At 58.2% G+C, this 25,064-nt stretch carries 28 protein-coding genes and 2 pseudogenes; 11 read left to right on the top strand and 19 right to left on the bottom strand.

Annotated elements, in window-relative coordinates:
• Positions 1-212: 212 nt before the first annotated feature.
• The 5 genes from ACIQWP_RS30765 to ACIQWP_RS30745 are packed head-to-tail and all read right to left on the bottom strand — an operon-like array spanning position 213 to position 4,179.
• Positions 213-983, bottom strand: a complete 771-nt coding sequence (locus tag ACIQWP_RS30765) for an ABC transporter permease (RefSeq protein WP_402796024.1) — start codon at positions 981-983, stop codon at positions 213-215.
• Positions 980-1,708, bottom strand: a complete 729-nt coding sequence (locus ACIQWP_RS30760; protein WP_402796022.1) for an ABC transporter permease — start codon at positions 1,706-1,708, stop codon at positions 980-982. The genes ACIQWP_RS30765 and ACIQWP_RS30760 overlap by 4 nt, the downstream gene beginning before the upstream one ends.
• Before the next feature lie 32 nt (positions 1,709-1,740).
• A complete protein-coding gene (locus tag ACIQWP_RS30755) occupies positions 1,741-2,520 on the bottom strand; it encodes an ABC transporter ATP-binding protein (RefSeq protein ID WP_402796019.1) in 780 nt (259 codons plus the stop codon).
• Positions 2,521-2,524: 4 nt separating this feature from the next.
• Positions 2,525-3,229 (bottom strand): GntR family transcriptional regulator, encoded by a 705-nt coding sequence (locus ACIQWP_RS30750; protein ID WP_402796016.1) that lies wholly within the window; start codon positions 3,227-3,229, stop codon positions 2,525-2,527.
• A gap of 14 nt (positions 3,230-3,243) precedes the next feature.
• Positions 3,244-4,179: an ABC transporter substrate-binding protein gene (locus ACIQWP_RS30745; RefSeq protein ID WP_402796013.1), complete on the bottom strand. Its 936-nt coding sequence runs from the start codon at positions 4,177-4,179 to the stop codon at positions 3,244-3,246.
• A gap of 113 nt (positions 4,180-4,292) precedes the next feature.
• Here ACIQWP_RS30745 and ACIQWP_RS30740 point away from each other — a divergent pair, with 113 nt between their 5' ends.
• The 3 genes from ACIQWP_RS30740 to ACIQWP_RS30730 all read left to right on the top strand — a co-directional run bounded on the left by ACIQWP_RS30740 (position 4,293) and on the right by ACIQWP_RS30730 (position 7,096).
• Complete coding sequence (locus tag ACIQWP_RS30740; protein WP_402796011.1) at positions 4,293-5,282, top strand: fumarylacetoacetate hydrolase family protein; 990 nt, start codon at positions 4,293-4,295, stop codon at positions 5,280-5,282.
• Positions 5,283-5,314: 32 nt separating this feature from the next.
• Positions 5,315-6,091, top strand: coding sequence for a cyclase family protein (locus ACIQWP_RS30735; RefSeq protein ID WP_402796008.1), 777 nt, complete (start codon positions 5,315-5,317; stop codon positions 6,089-6,091).
• A 195-nt stretch (positions 6,092-6,286) separates the two neighbouring features.
• Positions 6,287-7,096: an MBL fold metallo-hydrolase gene (locus tag ACIQWP_RS30730; protein ID WP_402796005.1), complete on the top strand. Its 810-nt coding sequence runs from the start codon at positions 6,287-6,289 to the stop codon at positions 7,094-7,096.
• Positions 7,097-7,249: 153 nt separating this feature from the next.
• Here ACIQWP_RS30730 and ACIQWP_RS30725 read toward each other — a convergent pair whose 3' ends face one another.
• The 9 genes and pseudogenes from ACIQWP_RS30725 to ACIQWP_RS30685 form a co-directional block, all read right to left on the bottom strand.
• Entirely contained in the window at positions 7,250-8,503 is a 1,254-nt protein-coding gene (locus tag ACIQWP_RS30725) for an MFS transporter (protein WP_402796004.1), read from the bottom strand.
• Between the two features lie 58 nt (positions 8,504-8,561).
• Positions 8,562-8,735, bottom strand: coding sequence for a hypothetical protein (locus ACIQWP_RS30720; protein ID WP_402796027.1), 174 nt, complete (start codon positions 8,733-8,735; stop codon positions 8,562-8,564).
• A 48-nt stretch (positions 8,736-8,783) separates the two neighbouring features.
• Positions 8,784-9,449, bottom strand: a pseudogene (locus tag ACIQWP_RS30715) (VOC family protein); the annotation flags it as partial.
• 31 nt (positions 9,450-9,480) lie between these two features.
• Complete coding sequence (locus ACIQWP_RS30710) at positions 9,481-10,374, bottom strand: fumarylacetoacetate hydrolase family protein (protein ID WP_402796002.1); 894 nt, start codon at positions 10,372-10,374, stop codon at positions 9,481-9,483.
• Complete coding sequence (locus tag ACIQWP_RS30705; RefSeq protein WP_402796000.1) at positions 10,371-12,035, bottom strand: bifunctional 3-(3-hydroxy-phenyl)propionate/3-hydroxycinnamic acid hydroxylase; 1,665 nt, start codon at positions 12,033-12,035, stop codon at positions 10,371-10,373. The genes ACIQWP_RS30710 and ACIQWP_RS30705 overlap by 4 nt, the downstream gene beginning before the upstream one ends.
• Before the next feature lie 344 nt (positions 12,036-12,379).
• Positions 12,380-13,573 (bottom strand): nuclear transport factor 2 family protein, encoded by a 1,194-nt coding sequence (locus ACIQWP_RS30700; RefSeq protein ID WP_402795997.1) that lies wholly within the window; start codon positions 13,571-13,573, stop codon positions 12,380-12,382.
• Between the two features lie 152 nt (positions 13,574-13,725).
• Positions 13,726-14,622 carry a LysR family transcriptional regulator gene (locus ACIQWP_RS30695; RefSeq protein WP_402795994.1) on the bottom strand — a complete coding sequence of 299 codons (897 nt, stop codon included), beginning with the start codon at positions 14,620-14,622 and terminating at the stop codon, positions 13,726-13,728.
• A gap of 299 nt (positions 14,623-14,921) precedes the next feature.
• Positions 14,922-15,566 (bottom strand): 3-oxoacid CoA-transferase subunit B, encoded by a 645-nt coding sequence (locus ACIQWP_RS30690; protein ID WP_402795991.1) that lies wholly within the window; start codon positions 15,564-15,566, stop codon positions 14,922-14,924.
• Entirely contained in the window at positions 15,566-16,282 is a 717-nt protein-coding gene (locus tag ACIQWP_RS30685) for a CoA transferase subunit A (RefSeq protein ID WP_402795988.1), read from the bottom strand. The genes ACIQWP_RS30690 and ACIQWP_RS30685 overlap by 1 nt, the downstream gene beginning before the upstream one ends.
• Positions 16,283-16,364: 82 nt before the next feature.
• Between ACIQWP_RS30685 and ACIQWP_RS30680 the strand changes: the two genes are divergently transcribed.
• The gene (locus tag ACIQWP_RS30680) at positions 16,365-16,940 is read left to right on the top strand and encodes a LuxR C-terminal-related transcriptional regulator (RefSeq protein WP_402795986.1); all 576 of its coding nucleotides are present in this window, start codon (positions 16,365-16,367) and stop codon (positions 16,938-16,940) included.
• 414 nt (positions 16,941-17,354) lie between these two features.
• Positions 17,355-17,600: pseudogene (locus ACIQWP_RS30675) on the top strand (ISL3 family transposase); the annotation flags it as partial.
• A gap of 64 nt (positions 17,601-17,664) precedes the next feature.
• Here ACIQWP_RS30675 and ACIQWP_RS30670 read toward each other — a convergent pair.
• The 4 genes from ACIQWP_RS30670 to ACIQWP_RS30655 form a co-directional block, all read right to left on the bottom strand.
• Complete coding sequence (locus tag ACIQWP_RS30670) at positions 17,665-18,411, bottom strand: SDR family NAD(P)-dependent oxidoreductase (RefSeq protein WP_402795983.1); 747 nt, start codon at positions 18,409-18,411, stop codon at positions 17,665-17,667.
• A 117-nt stretch (positions 18,412-18,528) separates the two neighbouring features.
• Complete coding sequence (locus ACIQWP_RS30665; protein ID WP_402795981.1) at positions 18,529-18,930, bottom strand: DUF427 domain-containing protein; 402 nt, start codon at positions 18,928-18,930, stop codon at positions 18,529-18,531.
• Positions 18,931-18,987: 57 nt separating this feature from the next.
• Entirely contained in the window at positions 18,988-19,833 is an 846-nt protein-coding gene (locus ACIQWP_RS30660) for an alpha/beta hydrolase (RefSeq protein WP_402795980.1), read from the bottom strand.
• Between the two features lie 64 nt (positions 19,834-19,897).
• Positions 19,898-20,644 carry an SDR family NAD(P)-dependent oxidoreductase gene (locus tag ACIQWP_RS30655; RefSeq protein WP_402795978.1) on the bottom strand — a complete coding sequence of 249 codons (747 nt, stop codon included), beginning with the start codon at positions 20,642-20,644 and terminating at the stop codon, positions 19,898-19,900.
• A gap of 151 nt (positions 20,645-20,795) precedes the next feature.
• On the opposite strand from ACIQWP_RS30655, the gene ACIQWP_RS30650 reads away from it, so the two are divergent.
• The 3 genes from ACIQWP_RS30650 (at position 20,796) to ACIQWP_RS30640 (ending at position 22,600) form a co-directional block, all read left to right on the top strand.
• Complete coding sequence (locus tag ACIQWP_RS30650; protein ID WP_402795975.1) at positions 20,796-21,677, top strand: LysR family transcriptional regulator; 882 nt, start codon at positions 20,796-20,798, stop codon at positions 21,675-21,677.
• 184 nt (positions 21,678-21,861) lie between these two features.
• Entirely contained in the window at positions 21,862-22,266 is a 405-nt protein-coding gene (locus ACIQWP_RS30645) for a hypothetical protein (protein WP_402795972.1), read from the top strand.
• On the top strand, positions 22,256-22,600 hold the full coding sequence (locus tag ACIQWP_RS30640) for a hypothetical protein (protein WP_402795970.1): 345 nt from the start codon (positions 22,256-22,258) through the stop codon (positions 22,598-22,600). Before ACIQWP_RS30645 ends, ACIQWP_RS30640 begins: the two co-directional genes overlap by 11 nt.
• 24 nt (positions 22,601-22,624) lie before the next feature.
• Here the strand turns inward: ACIQWP_RS30640 and ACIQWP_RS30635 are convergent, their stop codons facing one another.
• The gene (locus ACIQWP_RS30635) at positions 22,625-23,221 is read right to left on the bottom strand and encodes a hypothetical protein (RefSeq protein ID WP_402795967.1); all 597 of its coding nucleotides are present in this window, start codon (positions 23,219-23,221) and stop codon (positions 22,625-22,627) included.
• A gap of 159 nt (positions 23,222-23,380) precedes the next feature.
• Between ACIQWP_RS30635 and ACIQWP_RS30630 the strand changes: the two genes are divergently transcribed.
• From ACIQWP_RS30630 to ACIQWP_RS30620, 3 genes are all read left to right on the top strand, one after another.
• On the top strand, positions 23,381-23,662 hold the full coding sequence (locus ACIQWP_RS30630; protein WP_402795964.1) for an ATP-binding cassette domain-containing protein: 282 nt from the start codon (positions 23,381-23,383) through the stop codon (positions 23,660-23,662).
• Between the two features lie 507 nt (positions 23,663-24,169).
• Positions 24,170-24,424 (top strand): type II toxin-antitoxin system Phd/YefM family antitoxin, encoded by a 255-nt coding sequence (locus ACIQWP_RS30625; protein ID WP_402795961.1) that lies wholly within the window; start codon positions 24,170-24,172, stop codon positions 24,422-24,424.
• Positions 24,424-24,849: a type II toxin-antitoxin system VapC family toxin gene (locus ACIQWP_RS30620; protein ID WP_402795958.1), complete on the top strand. Its 426-nt coding sequence runs from the start codon at positions 24,424-24,426 to the stop codon at positions 24,847-24,849. Before ACIQWP_RS30625 ends, ACIQWP_RS30620 begins: the two co-directional genes overlap by 1 nt.
• Positions 24,850-25,064 lie beyond the last annotated feature (215 nt).

Below are 25,064 nucleotides of genomic sequence, written 5' to 3'. Positions count from 1 at the left end.
CCGACGACCGTTAAGCCACAGACAACGTGACACAACCCCACAGCCGTTTCGAATGGAACCAGGGCCGTGGCTATGCATCGATTGATAAATCACAGATTGCCGTCTTTGACGCTCTGATGCAAATAATCCCGACGGCGGGAGAGAACACATAGTCTCCGCTTTTAGGCAGTTTGCTACTTGAAATGTTGAGCGAGAAATGCCGTCGCGCTCAGTCAACGCGCTCTCGAACGCCAAACGAGCAGCCGTTGTTCGAACACCGATATGGCCGCCGACGTCGCGTAGCCGAGAGCTCCGAGCAGGATCACGCCGGCATAAAGGTCGGGTGCCCGAAACGAACGGGCTGACAGAAGGATCCAGTTGCCCAGTCCATTACGGCCGGCAATCATCTCGCAGACGATCGACAGGATAAGCGCGACGGTAAGGCCAAGCCGCATGCCGGCCAGGATGTCGGGCGACGCCGAAGGCAGCGCGACCTTCCAGATGACCTTTGCGCGCGAAAAGCCGAGCGCCCGCATCACTTCGTAAAGGCGCGGCTCGACGGCCGAAAAACCATGGATGGTCGCGAGCAGAACAGGCCACATCGCCCCGAAAGCAATGACGACGAGCACCATCCCATCCGAAAGGCCGAAGATCGCAATGGCGACTGGAATGGTGGCCGAAGCCGGCAAGGGACGCAGGAATTCCAAAGTGGGGGCGAGATAGGCTCGCAGTGTCGGCGAACTGCCGATGATGGCGCCAAGCCCGGCGCCTGCCAGCGAGGCGATCAGCCAGCCCCAGAACATACGTTCGATTGTGGCGAGGAGTTTGGCGCCGAGGTCTCCCTGACTAAATCCGGTCATCAACGCTTTCCAGGCGCGATCGGGGCCGGGAAGGAAGACGGGATTGACCAATCGATGATCGGCGGCGAGTTGCCAGAGCCAGACGAGGAAAATTGCAACGGCTAGACTGCCGGCGAGAAACAGCAGGCGCGATCCCCATCTCATGTCGTCACTCCAATCGTGGCTGCGCGTCCCAACAACCGGTGTTGTGCAACGGACAACAAGGCATTGACGGCCCAGCCGAGCAGACCAGTCCAGATCAGATAAGCGAGCATGGTTGCCGGCTGCAGGCCCTGCTGGGCGACCAGAATGCCATAGCCGAGCCCGAGAGGATTGACTGCGATCTCGACAGTCACCGCCACGACCAGCGCCATGGCTGCGGCAAGGCGGAACGCGACGATGATACGCGGCAGTGCGGCCGGCAGCACGATCGTATACAGGCGCTGCCATGTCGAAAGGCGAAGGGTCTGGGCCACTTCCAGCAGGCGTGGCTCTATACCTGCCATGGCGGAGCGGACGAGGATCATCATCGGCCAGATGCAGGAGAATGCGACGATCGCGATTTCCATGCGGAACCCGAAACCGAACACCAGCATCGCAATCGGCAATATGGCCACCGATGGTATCGGCCTGATCAGCTCGACGCTCACTTCCATCAGCCGGTCGACCGTGCTGGCGAGGCCAAACAGGATGCCAAGCATCAGGCCGATCAGCCCGCCGAGTACCAAGCCGGCGCCGGCCATGATCAAGGTGTCACGCGTTGCCGCCAGCAAGGATGTATCGGCAAGGCTGCGAAAGAGAGCAACAGCTATGTCGCTTGGTGCCGCCAGTGATAGCGAGGTCGATCCGTAAAGGCGCATGGCAGCCTCGCCAAGCAGAATTAGGATCACTGGGACGACAAGCCCTCTCCACCATCCGGGTTTCATTGTTCGGCTCTCTCGATGAAATCGAACAGGACGCGACGCAACCGCAGGAATTCCGGCATTTCTCGCGTTTCGAGCTGGTTGCGCGGCCGCGGCAGGTCGACGTTCAGCTCGATGCCGATACGGCCGGGGCGCGGCAAGAGGCCGATGACCCTGTCGCCCAGATAGACGGCCTCTTCCAGATCGTGAGTGATGAAGAGGACGGCAGCGCCGGTTTCCGCGACCAGGGCCAGCATCTCGTCCTGAAGGCCCTGGCGCGTCATGGCGTCGAGCGCGCCGAACGGTTCGTCCATCAGCAGGACGGACGGCTCCTGCGCCAGACAGCGGGCAATCTGGATACGCTGCTGCATGCCGCCTGACATTTCGGTCGGGTATTTGTGCTCGTGGCCCGCCAGACCCACCTTGGCAAGCAGGGCATGGGACCGGTCAACCCGCTCCCCGCTCGGCGTGCCGGCGGCTTCAAGCGCAAGTGAGACGTTGGATGCCGCCGTGCGCCAGGGCAGCAACGCCTTTCCATAATCCTGAAAGACGATTGCCACGTCGCGCCTCGGCGCGGTCAACGGCTGGCCCTTGAAGCGTACCGTTCCGCCATTCGGGCGCACCAGACCGCCCGCCATGCGCAGGGCCGTGGTCTTGCCGCATCCGGATGGGCCGATGATGCAGACGATCTCGCCGCGGTGGATGGTCAGGGACAGGTCCGAGATGATCGTTCGGTCGCCGTAGGCCAGGCTGATTCCGTCGAAAGCGATCATCGCATTGCTTGATGTCATGGCATCCATGTCTTCACTTCCCGGCCAAAGGCGTCGGCCCGTGGTAGACGATCTCCAATGTCTGATGGAGATGGGCGGAGAGTTCGGCTTCGGCTCGTTCGGACTGTCTCGAGAGCACGATATCGGCCAGAAACCGGTGCTGCTCGATGAAGCGCTCATGATGGTCGATGCGGCTCATCATCGTGCGTCTGTAGCGGTAAGCCTGATAATAGAGATCGTCGTGCAGGCGCAATAGCCGGTCAGAGCCGCAGGCCTCGAGCAGCGAGCGATGAAACGCCTTGTGTAGATGATCGAATTCCGGCGATCCCTCACGCATGGTCTCGGGCTCGCGTTCGACAGATCGGACAAGGCGGTGCAGCGAAGAGAGAATGCCCGCCTCCCATTCGTCGAGGCCGTCGCGCATCGAACGGCGCAGCGCTTCGGTCTCCACAAGGATGCGAACCTGCGTGATATCGGCGAGATCGGCTTCGGAAACGCTTGCCACGCGAAAACCTCGCTGGCCGACGGCGGAGACCAGGCCGCGGGATACCAGTCGGGAGAGCCCTTCGCGCAAGGGGGTCGCACCGATCTCGTACCGCTCGGACAGAGCCTGAATGCCAAGCCGATCCCCCGGCTGCCAAACGCCGGCAAGAATATCGTGCTCCAAGACCGCCGCAGCTCTTTCGCTGAGGGTCTCGGAGTTTGCGAACTCCGCCACGGTTCCAAACAGCTTGGTCACTCGTCACTCCCCAATTACTTCTCGATCAGTGTAGCCGTATCCGGCTTTCCCTGCAGCATATGTTGCTGTGCCATGGTGGCGACCCACCAGTCGAGCTGGTCCTGGTTGAGCGTTGGGTCCGAGAAGGACAGCTTCATTTTCGACAACACAGTCTGCGGGATCTTGGTGAAATCGGCGATTGCCTTGCGCCCCGCGTCCGGATCGTCGTTGACGATCTTGGCCGCTTCGCCGATTGCGGCCCGAAATGCCGCGATCGGCTGCGGATTGGCATCGGCCCATTCGCGGGTTGCGGCATAAAGGATGGCCGGCCGGCCATCGGGCACCGTCTTGATGAAGTATCCTGCGTTGATGCCGACCTTCGATTCTATGATGCGCGACATCATCGGTTCGGCAGTCACGACGGCATCGACGGCGCCGGATTTCAGGGTATCGCTCATGGTCGGAAAGGTGACTTCGACGAAGTTGACCTGTTTCGGATCAACGCCATTGTCGATCAGCCATTTCGAAAACAGCACCTGAAGAAATGCGCCGATGCCAGGCGCGCCGACCTTCTTGCCGACAAAGTCGGCCGGCTTGGCGATGCCGCTATTCGGCCCGACCAGAACACCGACGCTGTCGTAGGTCGATTGCGCCGTTGAACTCGCACCGGCAACGCCGACAAGGTCGAGTCCGCCATCGACGGCTTGCAGGAACACCGTCGGCGTCGGACCGCCGATCTGTACGGAGTCCGAAAGGAGTGCCGCGGGAATATTGGAATTCAGGCCGATCAAGGTCATCGAAACATCGAGGCCGTGCTTCTTGAATATGCCTTGCTCAAGCGCGACCGCAGCGGATGCGCAGTCGGTGGTCGCCGTACATCCGATATTGATTTTCGTCTCGGCTGCTGCAGCTCCCGTCCAAGCGACAATGGCAAGGCCTGCGGCGAGCGCAGCCTTCGAAATCGAGTTCATGTTTTCTCCTCCCAAAGAAACCTGCTTCCCAACCGGGGCAGTTTAATATATCGATAAAAGCATAAAATATATACGATCTCAAGTCATCTATAGAATTTGGAGGAGAGGAGCCAATGAAACTTGCGACCTATAAAACCGCCGCTGGCGATATCAGCGTGGGAATCGTGCATGCCGACAACAAGCGTTTGTTCGACCTACACGCTGCGGCTGGCAAAAGCGGCCTCGGTAATTTGGATCGCTTCACATCCATGATCGCATTGATTGAGGGCGGGGATGCCGCATTGGCTGACGCCTCGGAACTGTTCAAGAGACATGTCGGCGACGCCGACTTCTCGGTTGCGATCACCGATGTGCGCCTGCTATCTCCATTGCCCCGACCTACGCAGATGCGCGATGGCATGAGTTACGAGATCCACATCCGCCAATCGTCGCGCGGTATACGCCGACTGGCCCTGGGTGGTGACGAGCAGGCGATCGCCGCGTTGGATGCGGAACCGCTGCCGCCGCTTGCCGACGTCTACAAGCAACTGCCGATCTACTACATCACCAATCGGATGATTGTTTCAGGACCAGAAGATACCGTCGTCTGGCCCGATTATTCCAAGGTCATGGACTACGAGCTGGAATATGGCGTCGTTGTTGGCAAGAGCGGTAAGGATATCAGCGCGACGAACGCGCGCGACCATATCTTCGGCTATACGATCTTCAACGATTTCTCGGCTCGCGACCAGCAAGCCAAGGAGATGCCAGGCTGGCTTGGGCCGGCCAAGGGCAAGAGCTTCGACGGCGCCAATGTGCTTGGGCCCTGGATCGTCACCAAGGATGAAATCACCGACCCCTATTCGCTCAAGGCTTGCGTGCGTGTGAACGGCGAGCTGCGTTGCGAGAGCTCGACGGCCGGGATGCTCTTCAGCTTCGAGAAGCTTCTGGCGCACATGTCGCAGGGGGAGACTGTTCATGCCGGCGAATTCATCGGCTCCGGCACCATCGGCAATGGCTGCGGCCTTGAAACCGGCATCTTTCTGGAAGACGGCGATGTCATCGAACTGGAGATCGAAAAGATCGGTGTTCTGAAGAACAAGGTTGTGCGTCACGGCAAGTGACGGCGGACCACATATAGCGGAGGAGGTAACCCATGACCCAGCGTATCATCGATCTGTCAGTGCCGATCGCCAACGATATCCCGGCCGATCCACCGATCCAGATTCCGGCGATCACCTATATCGATCACAGCCAGAGCCTTAAGCAGATCCTTTCCTTCTTTCCCGGCCTTAAGGCGGAGGACCTGCCTGACGGAGCCGGTTGGGCGGTGGAGCATATTGCGCTCTCCACCCACAATGGAACGCATCTCGATGCCCCATGGCACTATCACCCGACGATGAACCATGGCGAGCCGGCCTGGCGCATTGATCAGGTTCCGCTGGAATGGTGCTATCAGCCTGGCGTCAAGCTGGACTTCCGTCATTTTCCCGACGGCTATGTCGCAACGGCTGCCGATGTCGAAGCGGAATTGAAGCGTATCGGTCACAAGCTCAGCCCGCTTGAAATCGTGGTGGTCAACACATCGGCCGGGGCCAAGTTCGGCCACGCCGATTATGTCGCCAGCGGATGCGGCATGGGCTATGAGGCGACCATGTACCTGACCGATCAGGGCGTGCGCGTCACCGGCACGGATGGCTGGAGCTGGGATGCGCCCTTCGTGCACACGGCCAGGAAATACACGGAAACCGGCGATGCCTCCCTCATCTGGGAAGGGCACAAGGCGGGCCGTCATACCGGCTATTGCCACATCGAGAAGCTGCACAATCTCGAGGCTCTCCCCTCGACCGGCTTCATTCTCAGCTGCTTCCCGGTAAAGATCGAGAATGCGTCGGCTGGGTGGACCCGCGCGGTTGCCATTATTTCGGACTGAGTCAGTGGTTCCATCCGCATCGGGAATGCAAAAAGCGGGTTTTCCAATGAAGACGGCGCCGGAGATCGTCAATTTATTCATAACGCAAGCCCTGTATTCAATGCCCTGTTATCTTATTGAAAATGCCGCTGAGGGTCTTACGATTGGCTGCGAAACGACAGGTTACGGGTAGTTGCAAACAGGGTGCAGAAAATCATGAAGAAACTCGAATCCGGCACTAACTTCGCTCGGTATGCGCTCGGGGATCTGACCGTTATTGCGTTGCGCGACGGGTACGTGGATATGCCGGCCAGCCGGCTGCGTCGCCCGGGAAACATTCCTTTTGGCAAGGATCTTCCTGAGGAGATCCATCTGGTCAATGGAAAGCTTCGCCTATCAGTCAATGCTTTTTTGATCGTTGACCAGGGTGAACACATCCTAATTGATACGGGTGCGGCGAATTCGTGGGAGCCCACCATGGGCTTACTTCTGCAAGGGTTGGCTGAAGCCGGATTCAATCGAAACGATATTGAGACAGTAGCGCTGACCCACACACATGAAGACCATTCACATGGCTTGGTCGCCGCGGATGGCGATGATGCATTTCCAAATCTTAAGCGTCTTCTCGTCCCGGCACCCGAGGTCCCTATGTTTGACAGGATAGAGCGCCTCAGCCGGTTCAAGGGTCTCCGCTTGCCTGTTGGCAACGGCTTCAAAGTCAGCGCTGGTGTCACTGCAATCCACGCCCACGGCCATGAAATCGGCCATACGGCATATGAGGTCTCAAGCGCCGGAGAGACCCTTCTGATCTGGGGGGACGTGATCCATGTGCAATCCGTTCAGTTCGCGAGACCAGAGTTGACTTGGGAGTATGATGCCGACCAGAACACTGCGCGTTCGACGCGGCAGCAGATGCTAGTTCGTGCAGCCGAGCCGAATGTCTTTGTCGCAGGCGCGCATCTGGACTTTCCGGGCGTTGGGAAAGTCAGCACGAACTCTGATTCCTTTGTCTATGAGGGGCTTTGAGGAAAGAGCGATCTCCTTCAAGAGCGATGTGATTGCATTCCGCGCCGAGTTCAGCTGCCCTCATGTCGCGTTGGCCGATGCGTTATGCTGAATCCTGCCTTCGCAGGGCCGCCGGAACCTTCGGCGTCCCGGCAGGTGTGGCGCCGGTTCGGCTCAAGCGAATGCCTGAGCTTGCCGTTCAGCGATGCGACGAGGATCAGGTAGGGAAAACAGGATCGCAGCGCCTGCAACGGTGCCAACGGTCGAAACCGCGAGCGCCAGTGAATAGCCACCCCAACCCACGAGATAGGTGATCAGCGCGGGGCTTGCGCCAGCCGACATGATAAAGATCCCATAGGCGAGCCCGTAGAGCCGTCCAAAACGGCTGAGGCCAAAGTAGCGCGAGATGAAGTAGGCCATGATGTCCAGTTCCGCCCCGATCGTCAGGCCGATCGCGAGGGCTGCAATTCCCATGCACAAGGGGTTCGAAAACAGCAGCAGCAGGCAGCCGAGCGCCGAGATTGAAAATGTGGTCGTTGCTACCAGAGACGGCGACAATCGGTCCAGAGCTGTTCCCGATCCCAGTCGTCCCACCAGGATTGCGACGCCCACCAGCGACTGGACCTCCGCCGCAGCCGTCGGGGTGAAGCCGCGCTCGCGGAGAAGCGTAATGAGATGGAAAAGGTAACCGCCGCTGAAGAATGCCGGGGCAAGAAATCCGACTAGCATTAGCCAAAACAAGGGGCGCTTTAGCGGCGATACACCCTCAGCGGCCTGAACGCTTGGCTTTGAGACAATGGAATGAAGATGTCCTTCGCTTCTGACGAGGAGAAGCCCTGCGCCGCCAAGACATGCCACCAGCGCCGCCATGATCAGATAGCCCGTTCGCCAACCCCATTCCCCGATCACCCAGGTCGCCCACATGGGGGCAGTGATCGCCATCAGGCCCAAACCGCTGATCATCGTCCCGAGCGCCAATCCGCGTGCACGATCGAAGCGAGCGGCGACCATTCGCGCGAAGCCTGGCGGGGTTGTGCCGGCGCCAAGGAATGCCAGCAGCATGATGCAGGAGATGTAGATTCCGTAACTGGCAGGTATCTGGCTCAATAGCGCGAATGCAGCGGCTTCACCTAAAACCGAGAAGGCAACAATGCGCAATGGTCCGAATCGATCCATGAGAGCGCCTGCGAAAGGCGAGCAAACGGCGACGACCGTCGATAGGAGAAACGTTGCCAAAGACAGTTGTTGCTTGGTGAAAGCTGTCTCTTGCACGAGCGCCGGGACAAAAGCGCCGCTGGTATAGGCTTGCAACCCTATAGTGCCGATGGACGCGGCGATTGTGCACCCAAGCAAAGTGCGCCAGTGTTGCGCGAGCTCGCGCGTTGCTGTCTGTGTCATTTTTTCCTCCCTTATGTTCCAGACAATCACAGATCGGACGATCCGGTCGAATGCTCTTCCCAAAACTGCATTCAGATTTCTCGCGCACTCAGACGCCCTGTTTGAGAAACCCCTCCGGGGGACCAGGGCCCCAGATGCCGATATCCTGCCCGGCCGGCCATGTTTTCGGCCATTGCGGGCGGTCGCCATGCCAGGGACGCGGGTCGTAATAGCCGAGAGCCTCGTTGGTCATACGGTCCATCTCTGCATAGAACTCGATCATCTGGCCTTCCGGATTGATATGATATGTCGCGATATTGTGACCCGGACCATGGCGAACCGGCCCCCAGATAACTTTGAAGTCTGCTTGAGCGAGGACATCGCATGCGGTTGTCAGCGCAGCGGAGTCTTGCATCTCGAAGGCGATGTGATGCAGCCGCGAGCGATCAGATTGGATAAAATTGAGGGTATGGTGCTCGACACCCGTTCGCATGAAAACGAAATGTTCGCCGATCCGGTCAGCAACCTTAAGACCGAGAACGCTTCCGTAAAATTCACAGGTCCTTACGACATCAGGCACACAACGGGCGACGTGGCCGATCCGCAGCGGCGCGACGCCGCAGCTTGGGCTGGCCGCATGCATCCGCTGATCAGATATGAGCTCGATTTCAAAGCCATCCAGATCAATGAAGGCCACGCTGCTGGCAACGCCTGGATGTGGATCGTGCCGGATTTCGGCGGCAATTCCGTCATCAGCCAGTTGTCGACGAATTTCCTCCCCACTCTTGTCGGCATGCGTGAGAAGGGCCAAGCCGGTCAACGCAGTTGCTTGGCCGCGGCGAAGCAGCAATGCGTCGGCACCGGAGCGGGTGGCAAGATAGGCATGGTCGCTGCCGCGTTCGACAAGGCAAAGCCCGACCACATCCGTATAGTATGCGACTTGCCTGTCGAGATCGACCGCGTGGAGTACCGCGTGATTTAAACCTAAAGCGCTCACCAAAAGCCTCCCGTCTTTCTTATCGTCATCATCAAGCGTATCGCAGTGCTGTCTCAGCGACGGTTTCACGAACGATACGCGCCTCAATCGCGCCAATCCGCTCTATCTCACAGCGCACCACATCACCTGGCTGGAGAAGTCCCGGTGGGTTGAGGGCAGCCCCTGTTCCCGCAGGCGTGCCGGTCGCGATGAGGTCACCTGGTTCCAGAGTGCAAACCGTCGAAAGATAAGCGATCTGCTCGAAGCAATTGTTCAGCATTTCGCCGGTCCGGCCGGATTGGCGCAACTCTCCATTGACCGTGCAAGTGATCAGCAGATCGTGAGGGTCTGGGATTTCATCCGGTGTGACCAGCCAGGGGCCGAGTGGGCCGTGACTGTCGAAGGATTTGCCCAGCATGATGGTGGGGCTGCGTTTTTGCCAGTCACGAGCGCTCACATCGTTGCAGATCGTGTAGCCTGCAATGACACTCGCAGCGTCTTCGGCCTTCACTCGCCGGCAACGTTTCCCGATGACGATCGCAAGTTCAGCCTCATAATCGAGGGCTGATGTCTCCGGCGGCATGAGGATGGGGGCGTAGGGGTCGTTGATGCAGGACGGCAGTTTGGCAAACCAGCGTTGAAAAACTGGGGGCACATATCCGGGGTTTGTCGCCAAAACTTCGTCGATATGGCTTTGATAATTGGCGGCGATCGCCAGGAATTTGCTGGGATGCCGTACGGGGGCGTGCAATGTGACCCGTGACAGCACTATTCCCGAACCTCTATCCAGAGCCCGGCAAGCAAACTCGAGACCATCCGGGCGTGAAAAGAGCAAACTTTCTAGAGAGCCGAAATGGGAGCTCTCATCGGAGATATCGAAAATCATCTCGTCGCGTACCACCCCGACGGATCGTCTGCCATTCAAGCTAAAAACAGCCAGCTTCATTTTGCACCTCCCACGAGCAACGGCTCGTGAGCTTCCTTGTCTTCAGTCGGTGTGGAAGGAGGACAGACTGCATCGTCTGGCTCCAATTGCTTAAGCAGATCAGAAATCTGCCGGTGTAGATCGTCCGCCGTTTGCGCCAGGCCATAAATGTAGCGGTCTGGCCGGACGATAATGGCGACTGCCTTGTTTTCGGACAGCCATTTGCCAAACCGCTCTTCGATGTCACGGAGCCTTTCTGCGGACCCATATGCGCCAATCGTAGTGACCTCACCGCCTGCAACCTTCCATCTCGCAAGGGTTCCAGGATCCAGCTTCAAGTCGAAAAAATCATAAGGTGATAGGATCGTGAACCGCCCGTTGAGTATGGTGTCGAGCCTAACAGCGGCGCCTGTATTGGCGACTGCAAACTCCGGCAGCCTAAGACCGCCTGTCTCTGCATCGATGAGGCCGGATCTAATGGGGGGAACGATATCCGCGATAGCAACGGTGCCCTTTCGAGCGAGCTCGGCGGCTCTGAACTCGTTGTCGCGATCTTGGGCCAGGGTTGGGTCTGTGATGCACACCGCTGCTCCGGCTCGAACCGAAGCCGCAATGATCTCTCGCACATGCGGCTCCCGCTCCACCTGATAGTCATCCAGAAGCTTCTCGTTGGGTGCTTGCGGAAATGCGAGCGACAAGCGCCATATCAGCTGCGCTGCATCGCGAATGCCATGGCACATGCCCTGGCCAAAAAAGGGAGGTGTTTGATGCGCCGCGTCGCCTAGCAGGAAGGTCGATCCATGGCGCCAGGTTTCTGCTACCAGCGCTCGGAAGCGGTAGACGGCGGAGCGTATGATCTCGACGTCGTCGGGATCGACCCAGTTCGAAAGACGCTCGAGAATGCGCCGCGGCTGGCGTGCCTCTTCGTCGCTTTCACCCTGGAGGAGCATATATTCCCATCGCCGATGCTTGCCCAAACCCGGGATCAGCGTTGCTGGCTGCTTTGGATCACAGACCATAAGGGAATAGCGACCGTCACGGACTTCTGGCGGGATCTCGTAGAATTCCGGCCAGCGCATCGATCCATTGATATGAGCATCAATGACCAGCCAGCGTTCCTCGAAGCCGATATCGTCAAGGCCAATACCCAAGCATTTGCGGATCGTGCTGCTGGCCCCGTCGCAAGCTAACAGATAACGAGCCTTGGCCTCGAAATGTCTCTTGGAGACGTCTTTGCCGGTGAGCGTTACGCCATCATCCGTCGAGACAACCGATTGAACCTCACAGCCTTGCTCAATCCTTACGTTGGGATAGCGGGCGAGTCCTTTTCTCAGCGTTGCCTCAAGCTGAGGCTGATAGAATATATTGCTTTGCCACCAGCCTTTTGAGTGCGCGGGACGCCGACTGTGAAAGCTTCGGATGGGGTGGCCGTCGCTGCCCAGATAGATCGAGCCACCAAGTGGGCGTGTGATGCCGGCCAACTCTTCGGCAAGCCCGATCTGATCGAATATCCGCATGATCTCGGCGTCGAATACGATCGCCCGGGGCAGCGCGAAGGGTTCAAACTCTTTCTCAAGGACAAGCACGTCGAAGCCGGCAGCCGCAGCCAGATTGGCCGCGACTGCCCCCACTGGCCCCAGCCCCACTATAATGACGTCCGCACTCAGAACTTGACCCTGCAACAATTTTTCCTCCCTGGCGGTCAGGCGCCGGAGCACTGACACTCAGTTAAACTAGCGGACCAGGGAGTATCTCCACAAAGACAATTGGTGCGGGTTCCGATAACCGGAAGTTATCGCTAGGGGGCAATTAGTCGCATTTGTTGAGGATGGGGTATATCTGGCTACGGCTACGTCCGAGCAAATAGCTTCTGGATGGGCTTTTGGGCCGGCCTCTAAAAAAATACCCGGCTGCGGAAAATGACTCCGCAGCCGGGCCGTAAATTGCTCTGCCCTGAAAACTCAGGCGCAGATATGACGACGCTTAATCTCCATAGGCCCTTATCCGGGACCCCAGCCCCAAGGCATCAACTGCCGCGGCTCACATAATTGTAAAGCGGATCGCCTGTGCCGCGTTGACCCATAAGGAAGGGCTTGCCCGGATATTTGTCCCAATATTTTGTTGTCTCCGGTTCCATTCGGCTCCAGTCGAAGATGACATCTCGATGCACAATCGCCCATCGTCCCTGACGGCGCTCGAACTTGTCGAGATATCGACCTCCGATCGTGGCGTCAGTGCCGTCTGTCATTTGGCACCAGGCAACGTGATAGGACTCGACGAAGGCATGATCGGCGTCCTCAAACTCGGGAAGAATGTTCGTGATCAGATGGAACATACCCTTGATCGGCGATCCCGGCTTGGGTCGGGTAAATGATACGACATCGATGAAGTCTCTTGCCAGTCCGTCAAATTCGCCATGGCGTTCGATTGCACCGGCATGATAGCAGCTGTGCGCCAGTTCCGCGTCTGAGCGGTCACCAGCCCTGGCACGACGATAGAGCACTTCTGCAATCGACTGCTTGTCGAGAAGTCGTTGAACGGGGTCCATGGCGGATTTGTCCTGTAGATCTGAAGAATGAATGGCGCTGGGAAGCTGGCCGCGATGCGAACCGCCAAGCCTATATAGGGGGTCGTCGGCATCGCGGCGGCCAAGCAACGCTCGCGGTTGGCGTCCTGGGTTCCAGAAGCTTTCGGTTGCCGGTACTATACGCGACCAGTCGTAGACAATGTCTCGATGCTGGATGAGCCAGCGCCCGTCAACCTGCCTGAAAGTATCCAGGTAACGTCCGCCGATGTGGAAGAAAGTAGTCCCCCCCGGTAGCTCAAATGTCTCATGCGCCACGTGGTAGCTTTCGACAAAAATATCTTTGCCCTGACTGTGAAACAGAGCATTGCCGATGACATGAAGCTTGCTCAGGCAGACCGGACCTTCCGAAAAGGTTTTCTCAAGATTATCGATAAATCCGTGCATTAACCCTTGGTAGGTTCCGTGATTGTCTGTTCCGTCGACAGGATGGCAGCGGCGCATCAGCGCCGGATCATATCGATCTGCGCCTCGAGCGCGGGCATGGAGAAGTTCCAATATTTCCTGCTTGGCAACATGAAACTCAACCGGCCCCATCATGGCCCCGACTGTATCGGTAGCCTCTTGAAAGGCAGTCGCGGCTACCTTTCCCGGTTGTGCCTGGCCATAGGCGGCCGGATGTAGCGTTTTATCCAACGGTTTCCTCCCTGCAATTACGCCGTTGTCACCCTGGTGCGACCGGCTGAAGCTACCCGATACGCAACATGGATGACAAAGACAGTTACATCGATTTGCGATAACCGGAGGTGATCGCAGATGCCCGTGTAATTTCGGTGGCAGAGCCGCCGCTACTTGAATTTCTTACATCGAACGCGGATCAGGTCCATGACTTTGCGAGCGCCGGGCAGGAGCGTGTTGTGCTCACGAAAAGCCAACCCAACTCTCTCCAAAGGGAAGCCAAATTCGGTGTCGAGGAAACTAAGTTCCGATGTGTCGTTTTCCTGCAGCAACGACGATGGCAAGACGCCAATGAGGTCGGATCGAGAGATCATGGAGACGAAGAGAACGGCCGTGCTAACCCTGATCGTCGATTGAGGTGGAGTTAGGCCGGCATCCAAATAGGCTTTATCAACGCACTCTTTGTGCGCCGCCGGAAATTCGGGAATTAGCCAGTGATAACCGGCCAGATCTCCCAATGTAGGTTTGGGCCGAAGCGCTAACGGGTGACCCTTGCGCACGACCACGGCGGGATACGACTCGACAAGCGGCTCATAGACGAGGCTTATCGGTGAGCTGTCACTGGGGAGAAAGAGCAATGCAATATCGAGATCGCCTTCTCGTAAGGCGACAAGCAGTTCCGACGAGAAACCGACCCTGATCTTGAGATTGAGGCCTGGATGCGAACCGAGAATATCCAGCGCAACGTCGCTGATCACGGACGTCAGGGTAGGAATGACGCCTATGACGGTCGTACCGCGTGTCATGCCGCGCATGGCATCAATTTCCGCAACAGCGCTGCGTGCGGCATTTTCGATCACCTTCGCATAGCGGTAGAGCGTGTCTCCATAGGCTGTTGGAGCGACACCGCGGGGAAGGCGATCGAGTAGTTTTGCCCCGATTTCTGCCTCCAGTTCCGCAATTGCCTTACTGAGCGCCGGCTGAGAGACATGAACGGTTTCGGCGGCGGCGTGCATGTTTTTGCATTCAACACAGGCCACGAAATACCGCAAAAGTCTCATGTCCATTGGTTGTTCTCGCTCTTTCGTTCACGATGTCGGATCAGACGGGATAGCCTATCCCCTTCGCTAAGTGGCTTCCAGCCGAACTCACATGTTACCAAATTCACCAAGGTGGTGGCGTTGCGAGTCAGTGGCCAAGAGGGCACCCGGCCAGGGAGGAAAAGAGGAAAGAAGAAGGAGATCAACTGAGAGACCTTACGATCGCTGAGAGGGGCGAGCGCCCTTCTCAGCGTGCAGTCCCAAGCCTGGGTAGACACTATAGGTCGACCGCCGCCCCCAAAGCATGAGGACTTTCCAACTGAAGTTCACCGTAAGGCGAGGGTGAAACTAGCCTCTGTTTTCGCCTGAATTTCCTCGATCGACACACCGGCTGCCAGTTCGATTAACCCCATCTGGGGCGCACCGTGTCTGGCGACGGTAAAGACCCCCAGATCTGTGATCAGAAGATCGGTGACACGCTTTCCGGTCAACGGCAACGTACATTCCTTCAGCACTTTCGATGCGCCTTTGGCTTCGTGTTCCATGACCACGACAACCCGCTGCACGCCGGCAACGAGGTCCATCGCGCCGCCCATTCCCTTGATCATCCTCCCTGGGATCATCCAGTTCGCAAGATCGCCATTCTCGGCCACCTGCATGGCACCAAGAATAGCGAGATCGATATGGCCGCCTCGGATCATAGCGAAGCTTTCGGCGCTGGAGAAATAACTGCTTTCGGGCAGCTCCGTGATCGTCTGCTTTCCGGCATTGATCAGATCGGCGTCTTCCTCTCCCTCGAACGGAAATGGCCCCATCCCCAGCATGCCGTTTTCGCTCTGCAGCCGAACGTCGATGCCCGCCGGAATGTAATTTGCCACCAGTGTCGGAATGCCGATGCCGAGGTTGACATAGAAGCCGTCCCGCAATTCGCGAGCGGCCCGAGCCGCCATTTGTTCACGATTCCACGCCATTAGTGGCTAGCCTCCATTTGGGGTTTTCTGATTGTGCGTTGCTCGATCCGCTTTATGCCGTCAGCCACTTCGACAATCCGGGAGATGAAAATTCCAGGCGTATGGATGTGATCGGCGCCGATTTGGCCATTCTCGACCAGGGATTCGACTTCAGCGACGACGACCTTGCCTGCAGTTGCCATCACAGGATTGAAGTTGCGCGCGGTTTTCCGGTAAACGAGATTGCCCTCGGCATCACCCTTCCAGGCATGAATGAGCGCCAGGTCCGCTACCAGTCCTTCCTCCATCACATAGGATTCACCGTTGAACTCCCTGATGTCCTTCGCTTCGGAAATAATGGTTCCGACGCCTGTCTTCGTGTAGAAGGCCGCGATGCCGGCACCGCCGGCGCGGATTCTTTCCGCCAAAGTGCCTTGCGGGTTGAACTCAAGTTCGAGTTCGCCGGCAAGATACTGCTGCTCGAATGTCTTGTTCTCGCCGACATAGGAGGAGACCATCTTGCGGATCTGGCGGCTCTCCAGGAGGCGACCCAGACCAACCCCGTCGACGCCTGCGTTATTGGAGATGACAGTCAGGTCTTTCACACCGGAAAGCCGAACCGCTTCGATCAACGCCTCTGGAATGCCGCATAGACCGAAGCCACCGGCCATGATGACCATGCCGTCTTTCAGAAGGCCGGCCAACACCTGCCTTGTGTCGCTATAAATCTTGTTCATCTGCTTCCTCCCAGCCTGCATGTCAGGTTTGTTCAAAAACTAATCCTTGAATTCAGGGGTAGGTTAGCCGTATTTATACTGCATGCCTTCCATCGAACTCCGCACGTCTCGGGACAAGGAAGTCCCATCTCTCCGCGTCTTGTTGAGCGATATTCCTGTACCGATGGTCTGTGCCGCCTACCGCATCATTCGCGACTGCAATGATGCCTTTGCAGGGCTTTTCGGCTATGAGCGCAAGGATCTGATCGATCAGAGTTTCGCACGTCTTTACCCGAAAATCTCCGATTTCGCCCGGACCGGTCGGATGTGGCAGGAGCACCTGCATGGCGGGCAATCATACTATGACGAGCGCGTCATGAACCATCAGACCGGTGCGCAATTCTGGTGTCAGGTTAACGGACGGACCCTTCAGCCGAGCGATCCTTTCGCCCTTGCTTTATATTGCTTCCAGAAAATGAGCCGATCGGTCGACGCCGGTCAATTGCAACTGACGGCACGTCAGCGGCAAATCATGGCGCTCGTTGCTCAGGGCAAAACAAACACGGAGATCGGGTTGGAGCTGGGGCTCTCCAAGCGAACGATCGAATCGCACCGGGCACGGCTGATGTTGAGGGTGGGAGCTTCCAATGGCGCAGAGCTCGTTTCCTGGTTTAGCTAGGAAATAAGATGGAAACGCCCGCGGACTTACCCGCGAGTTTGCCGAAAAGACCTTCTCGCAGCTCGAAGGCTTTGGCTCCGACGGTTTCCCTGAAAGCCATGTCGCGAGTTTTGCGCTGATTGCCTGTGCCTCAAGCTATGTGAAGTGTCATCATCCCGATGCGTTCTGCGCGGCCCTGTTAAACTCGCAGCCTATGCTTACCCGCCATACTGTTGCGTAAGCATAGGCTAGGCACCAGCCGGGACCGCTAACCCAACATTGCTCAGTCGGCAGCTCATCATTACGGTACAGCCGCGTCACCCTCTTGTACTCCCCGGTCTCGAATGCCGCGGCAAGCGCTTTTTCCGATTCCGCGTCGCGCATTCCTTCACAGGGGAAGATGGCCACCGGCGAAATCCATTGCGCGTGACGAGGAACAGCGCCGGCGGGCGGCCCGGAGAGCGCTTGATGACACGGCTTGGGATGCCGATCAGCGACAACACCATCGTTCGGCACTTGAAGCGCAATGCTTCACGGGTCGACGACGATCCCCCGGTGCTGATCATCGGGATCAACGACTGGAGTTGGAGGAAATCGTGGCGCTACGGCACGATCATCGTTGATCTCGAACGCCGAACGGTCATGGACATTCTCGAAGACAGGAGCGTTGAAAGCGTTGCAGGATGATGTCCGCGCTCTACATCCGATTGCGGCGATAGATCGAAACCAATCGCATGTCGGTGGCTCAGAGCTTGGAGCCGCCGTCGACATGCAAGATGTCGCCGGTGATCCAGCGTGCCTCGTCCGAGGCGAGGAAGGCGACGACACCACCGATGTCGTCCGGTTCAGCCAGGCGCTTGAGCGCCTGCATGTCGAGCGTGACGTCCCGGCCCGTCTCGGTTTTGGTAAAGTTCGACATGTCGGTCTGGACGACGCCGGGTGCGACCGCGTTGACGCGAATGCCGCGCGGGCCGAGGGCTGCGGCGAAGTGCCTGACGAGGGTGTCGATAGCACCCTTCGTCGCCGCATAAGCGGAGAGCGTGCCGACGGAAGCGTGGGCCGCGAGCGAGGACAGAAATGTGACGCTGCTTCCCTGGCACATGATCGGGAGAAGTTGTTGAACAAGAAAGAACGGCGCGCGCACATTGACGGCAAACAGCCGGTCGAAATCCTCGATCGTTGTCTCCTCGATCGTCGCAGCCTTTGAGACGCCCGCATTGGCAACGAGAATGTCCAGCCGAGCGCCGACGATAGCGCGAACCTGCTGCGCAAGCTTGATTGCGCCGTCCGCGGCGGCCAGATCGGCGGTGACTGTCTCGGCGCGACCGCCGGCTCCGCGGATCTCCTCGACGACCAGCTGAGCTTCTACCTTCCCTTGCCCATAATGGACGAGCACCTGGGCGCCTGCTTTCGCCAAGGCGAGGGCACTGGAACGGCCGATGCCGCGCGAGGCGCCGGTGACGAGGGCGGTTTTTCCCGAGAGCGTGATCATGATTTGGCGTCCTTCCGGTCCAAGAGGTTGTATCGGGGTGCAGCAAGGGGTTTGCCGATGCGAGGATTCGCGACGGCATCTTTGTGATCAATTGCAGGGCCTTGACCCGAAGAGCGGCTAGTTGCTTGCCGGTTGCTCGATCGAATCGACGCGATCGGGGTAGAACGCGAGATGATCCTTGATCGCGGCGACTACGGCGTAGGGCGCCTCATAGGTCCAGACAGCGTTGATCGAACGTTCGCCTCCGGTCGGGATGCTGTAATAGGCGCAATCACCCTTGTAAGGGCAGTAAGTGGCGTGATCCGTCCGCTCCAGCAGCGTCATGTCCACGTCCTCTAGCGGTATGTAGTGCACGGCCGCATAACCTGCCTCGTGCAGCGTCAATGCATCCTGCGTATCGGCGACAATGCGTCCTGCGACCCTGACGACGACACGATGGGCATTGGGCTCGATCGTGATGGGATGGTCCTGGCCGGGGATCTTGATGGGCTTCGTCTTTGGCTCGGCTCGGTCTGACATGGCTTCAATCCTTGGGTTGTGGCCCCGGCTTCAGGCCGGGCCGGCTCTGTTCGGACATCACGCATCGAGGAAGAGCTTGGTGTGCCGGACAAACAGCTCGGGATACTGGTGGTGAGCACCATGATTGGCGTCGGGATAGAGGATGAGCTGCGCGTTGGGGAGGTGCTGCTGCAACAGGTAGGAGTTGATGGTCGGGATGATGATGTCGTTGTCGCCGTTGACGACCAGGGTCGGCTGGTGCAGGTCGCTCAAATGGGCGTAGGTCTCGTCCTTCTGTGCTCCGTATGCCGCGATGGCGGTGGCTTGGGCCTGGACCGTCTCCATCGAGACCTCGGCGTCGCGGTCCTTGCGGGCCATCATGCGTGCCAGATAGGCGCGGCCCGCAGCTTGGCTGCCCTCTGACGGGGCGAACAGGATCGGCAGCCACATCTCCTCCTGATGCTCATAGGTCTGGAAGAACAGCGCTCGCGTTTCCGGCGGCATCGAGCCAAGGCCGACGCCGCCGCGTGGCGCGGTGCCGACCAGAACCAGCCGGCGCACCAGCTCTGGCCGGTCGAGCGCAAGTTGCTGGGCTATTATGCCGCCCATCGAGTGGGCCAGCAGATCGACTGCCTTGAGGCCGAGGGCGCCGATAAACGTCGCCGCGTCGCGTGCAGCTTGTTCGATCGTGTCCGGGGTGGTTCCGGTGGAAGAAGCGACCCCGGCATTGTTGAAGAGAATGACCTCGCGGTCGGCAGCGAACGCGTCGGTCAGCGCCGGGTCATGATCGTCGAGGTTGCCCATGAAGTGCTGGAAAAAGACCAGCGGCACGCCGCTTCCGGCACCGAAGCGGCGGTAAGCGAAGCGGATGCCGTCGGCCTCGACGAACTGTGTCGGTGCGGTCTCGTGACTATGCTGAGTCATTGATTTCCCTTGGTATTTATCGACCGAAACCAGGCACGGAGATTTGCTCCGCGCCCGGACGGGATCAATTGGCGCTATGGCCGCCGTCGACGTTGAGGACGTGACCCGTGACGAACCTCGCCTCGTCCGATCCCATGAACACGATGCCATCGGCGACCTCTTCAGAGAGACCGAGCCGGCCCAGCGGGACTTGCCCGGCAAGAACCGCCTTGTTCTCGGCAGTCTCCGTGAAGCGCGTGAGCATGCCGGTATCGGTGGGGCCGGGTGCGACGGCATTCACGCGAATTCCCGATTTGGCGACTTCGAGTGCCACTGACTTGGTGATGCCCTCGACGGCATGTTTTGCGCCGACATAGATCGAAGCGCCGGCGGCCCCCTCGTGTCCATAAGTCGAGGAAATGTTGATGATGCTGCCGCTCCCCTGGGCCTGCATGGCACGCACTTCATGCTTCATGCTCAGGACCACGCCGAGAACGTTGGTGTCAAACGTCGCGGCAAAGCTTTCGGGTGTCTGCTCCGTGATCATACCGCGATCGCCCTCGGTGGCGGCGTTGTTGACCGCGACATCGAGACGGCCAAACCGTGCGACGGTCTTGTCGACCATCGCGCGGACATCCTCTTCCTTACGGACGTCGGCGTTTATGAACTCAGCCTCCGAACCGAAAGAACGCAGCTCCTCGACGAGGGCTCGGCCAGCCTCGTCACGCCGGCCGGCAACAACGACCTTCGCGCCTTTCTTGGCAAAGGCGATAGCGGCGGCACGTCCGATGCCGGTCAGTCCACCGGTAATCAAAACAACTTGAGTACTCATTGTTCCAGTCCTTCAAGATATGGCCTTGCCCGGCGGAGTTTCGTGGGGTCGCGGCCAGTTCGTTTCTGCTGGGCTGAACTTAGGTATTGCTGGCGTCATCGAAAAAGACTTTGTAAGCTTGCCCTCATACCTCCAAGGCATGGGATGACTCATGGAGCTAAGACATCTTCGCTATTTCGTCGCTGTCGCCGAGGAGGGCAGCCTGACGCTTGCAGCCGAGAAGAGGCTGCATACGGCCCAACCCTCTCTCAGTCGCCAGATCCGCGATCTCGAATACGAGGTTGGCGTCCCGCTGATGAACCGCAGCGTCCACGGCATTGAACTGACGCCCGCCGGCAAAGTCTTTCTCGATCATGCCAGGTTGGCGCTGGCACAGGCGGAAGCCGCGGTGGAGGCGGCGCGCAGAGTGGCCAAACCGCTGAAACCTGTGTTCGCCGTCGGCTTCCTCAGCGGCCAGGAGGTCAACTGGCTCGCGAAGACGACATGCATATTGGCCGACGAATTGCGGAATATCGCGATGACGATATCGAGTGAACACTCGCCCGACCTCGCCCAGCTGCTTGCGACGGGCAAGCTGGATATAGCCCTCATGAGGGCCGAGCCCAATTGGCCAGAGCTCAGCTATATCACCGTCGCGCGCGAACCGTTTGTCGTGATTATGCCAAGCGACCACCGCCTTGCAGCGCACGCGAGTGTTGATGTACGCGAGCTCGACGGCGAACTTTTCATTGGTGGATCGAACATCGCCGGCCCGATGCGAGCGGCTATCGAGAACTATCTTGCTGCCAACGGCCTCAACATCGAGCCCGCCCACCGTGTCCACAATCTCACCATGGCGATGTCGCTGATCGCCTCGACGAGAGCCGTGGCATTGCTCCCCGCCTACGCGGAGAACTTCCTGCCATGGTCCGTCACCAGCCGGCCTCTGACAGGCGAAGCACCCACCATCGATCTGGTCATTGGATACAATCGCACCAACACATCTCCGACGCTCGCGCTGTTTCTTTCCCGCGTTGATCAGCTCTCGCCGTGACTGCCTCTGTGCTGTGATCTGGGTAGTGATCGCAGCTATAATCAGCGCCCGAAGCCCCCGTGTCGCCAAGTCAGAGCGGATCGGTATCAACCACAGTAGTGACGGCCAGATCCAGCTTGCGCTAATAATAAGCCCGGATCACACAATGGGGCAGGTAGACACACAACTAGGAAGGATTAGAAGCATGCCCTCCGACCTTCTTTCCTCGAGCGACAAAGTGGGACTGCAGTCTTCAACCCGAGGCCTTCAGGCGATGCCGGCGGCTCCGTTGCCGTTTCTGGAAGGTGTCGTGGTTCGCTCGTTCCTCCTCGAGCGCGAGCAAGGAAACATCATCATCTATAACTCACCTGGTATCTCCGCCGCCGCCGGCGAAATTCTACAGCGTGGCCGGCCAGAGCGGCTTCTGGTCAACCACTGGCACGAGGCGATGTACGGCAGGCCCGATCTGGATGTGCCCATCTTCGTGCATGAAAGTGATCGTGAGAAAACGAAGCTGCCAATCGCCGGCACATTCTCGAAGCGCGAGAAGATTGCTGATGATCTCGAAGTAATTCCCACGCCAGGACACACAGCTGACAATGACTCTTGATGAGCGACTTTCTCTTGCTCTCGCCAATCAAGGCAAGGTGCACGGCTTTGTGAAAAAGATGAGAATTGCCGGGATTGATCGCGTCGGAGACGATGTGTTTGTGATTGAGCGCGCTGGTTGGTATCTGCTGCAGGACGAAAAGCTTAGCTATCGTGCTGACGTGAGTAACGACGATTGCAGAAGATCCGCTCGCTTCAATGCCGTTGTTGAGTTTAGAGATGGCAGCGCGAAGAGAGAGACACTTAATAATACATCTTCGTGCAACCGTTTCGACAACATCCGAACCGGGTTTGAAGAGGTCGGGCATTCGGCCCTGAAACCCACGCCGGATTAAAGCGTGATAGTGATTTGACGGGCATCAAGCCTGCTCGGAAGTCAACGCCTTCATGGTTTCGTCCAGGATACCCATATCCGAGCTGAACCAGCCTCCACGGCTGTAATGGTCGATGTACCCTTGACGGTCGGACGCTGTAATCGTACCCGTGATGGCCGTCATGTTACCCTGGCTATCAAACGTGCCATAGTTGCGCATCTGGTATAGGCTATCTATCAGATTTTGGCTCCTTTCGCTCCAGTCGGGATTTCCGTCCGCGTCGTACGCGATGCCATCCTTGATGCTTCCACCGGTTACTTTGTGGTAGAGATCCTTATCTGACTGCGACAGCCAGTCAGCGGGATTGATGGTTCCTTTCGAACTTGCTTCCGCCAAGGTCAGACCTTCCGCATTTTTCATGGCCGAAGAAGAAGACAATGAAGCACTGCCGTCGAGGTATGATGCTGCAAGTGATTGCTGGAAAGACGTATAGCCGCGACCGTAGCTCGGGCCCGTCGATGGCGGGATCGCTGAGGACTTATTGGTGGAAACCAGGCTTTCGCTAAGTGGTGCAGACGACGCAGTGTCCGTCAACAAGGATGTAATCGATTGGCTGTGGTATTGCGAAGAGGAGATTTCCATGGACTCCCCACGTCAAGATTGTGCAATCAGGAGTATTGTTCTCATAGCTTGCACCAAGCTTGCTGTTGCCAGCTCTTTGCCGAAACAAAACAATTGCGCCTCACTTGCAAGCAGCAGCGAGACACGTTTTAAGGGAGAAACAGTCAGGGTGGGGTTGCAGTGCTCAATATCAGAAATGTCAGTAAAGTTTACGGCGCCGATCACAGGTTAGCCGTTCCGCGCGATGTTGGCTTACAGCTGGAGGCTGGTGAGTTTTGTGCCCTGACGGGCGCGTCCGGCTCCGGCAAGACGACGCTGATGAACCTGATTGGCCTCATTGACCGCCCAACGGCAGGGGACATCGAGATCGTCGGCATGAACACAAGCAGGATGGCCACGACGATCTCGGCAGGCCGCGCTGTGTCAAGTCCCGCGCCGTCAACGGGATCGATCAGGATATAGAGCTGAATAAGGCATTGTGGCTGCTCGGCGAGCGGATGGCGGAACTGAAAGGCAGAAGGTGATTATGCAGTGAGATCGCGCCGCCGGCAAAGGCGGCGCAGCTTCGCGGCCTGCTTTGCTGTCCCTTGCGGTATCGAGCCGAGCGGCGCGAGCCAGGGACGAGGGGTGCTTCTGGCGCCCCATCCCTCGAACCTCTCCTCCCTCCCGTAAGAATGGAGCGCAAAGAGCGTAGGCAGTCGATCCCGCTTCCCCTTGCGGCCACCATGTTGAAGCTCCCGCGGCTGCCCTTGTTCCGCTCCTTGCGCGTCGAGAATTCCCGAAATCCCGGCCGTCGGCCGGCGCTCGCGCTGATTTCTCCGATACTCTCCATCGTTCCCCGATCGCGCCTTGCTCGTTTCACGTCGGCACGATCGGTGGCTGTGACTACTTCTTGCAATTCCAGCTTCGGTGAATTAAATGTGGTTACGTAACCACAAATGTCGCGGGCCACGAACGTTGGAGTTTGCCATGACCGTCACCACGCTTTCAGGCCGTGAACTCAATCACGATCTAGGTCGCGCAAAGCGCGCAGCCAAGGACGGCCCTGTCATCATCACTGACAGGGGACGGCCGGCGCATGTCCTCTTGTCATTTGATGAGTACAAGCGGCTTACCGGTAAAATGCGGACGCTCGGCGATATGCTTGCCGCGCCGGGAGCAGACGACGTTGACTTGCCGCTCCCGCAGCGCACTGAACATGCCACGTCGGTTGACCTGTCCTGATGCTTTTACTCGATACTAATGTCGTGTCTGAACTCCGCAAGGTCGCGAGTGGCAGGGCCGACCCCAATGTCGTGGTTTGGAACGAAACCGTCGATCCGGCAGAAACCTTCATTTCATCCGTGGTTCTACACGAGCTGGAGATTGGCGTTCGGCTGGTGGAGCACAATGACCCCGTCGCCGGGATGGTACTGCGCAACTGGCTGGAAAACACCGTCCTCGGGGCATTTTCCGGCCGTATCCTGCCGCTGGACGAGGCGGCAGCCGTTCACGCGGCGAAATGGCATGTACCTAATCCCAAACCGATCAATGACGCGTATATCGCGGCGGTAGCCTTCACCCGGCGTATGACACTGGTCACACGAAACGTCAAAGATTTTGAGGGCATGGGAGTGAACCTCGTGAATCCGTGGGATATGCCTGCATAGCAGTTTTAGATTCCAACTGAACTTTGCTCTCGGTTCCCAGCGAGACCCGATGGAGTTATCCTGACTTTCCGGCGTGATCGTTTGTGCGATACGGCTATGTCTGAACCTGTTTTCCAGCCGCAGGCGAGCGGTGGCCAAACGAAGGAAACCCGCGCTACCATTTAGCGCCGTAGGGTTTCTGGAGCTTTGCGGGAAACGGCCCTTGAATGTGGAAT

This window comes from Rhizobium sp. NPDC090279 (assembly GCF_044769665.1).
Classification (GTDB): Bacteria; Pseudomonadota; Alphaproteobacteria; order Rhizobiales; family Rhizobiaceae; genus Rhizobium.
The sequence above is the reverse complement of the archived record's forward strand: the minus strand, read 5'-3'. Positions and strand labels throughout refer to the sequence as shown.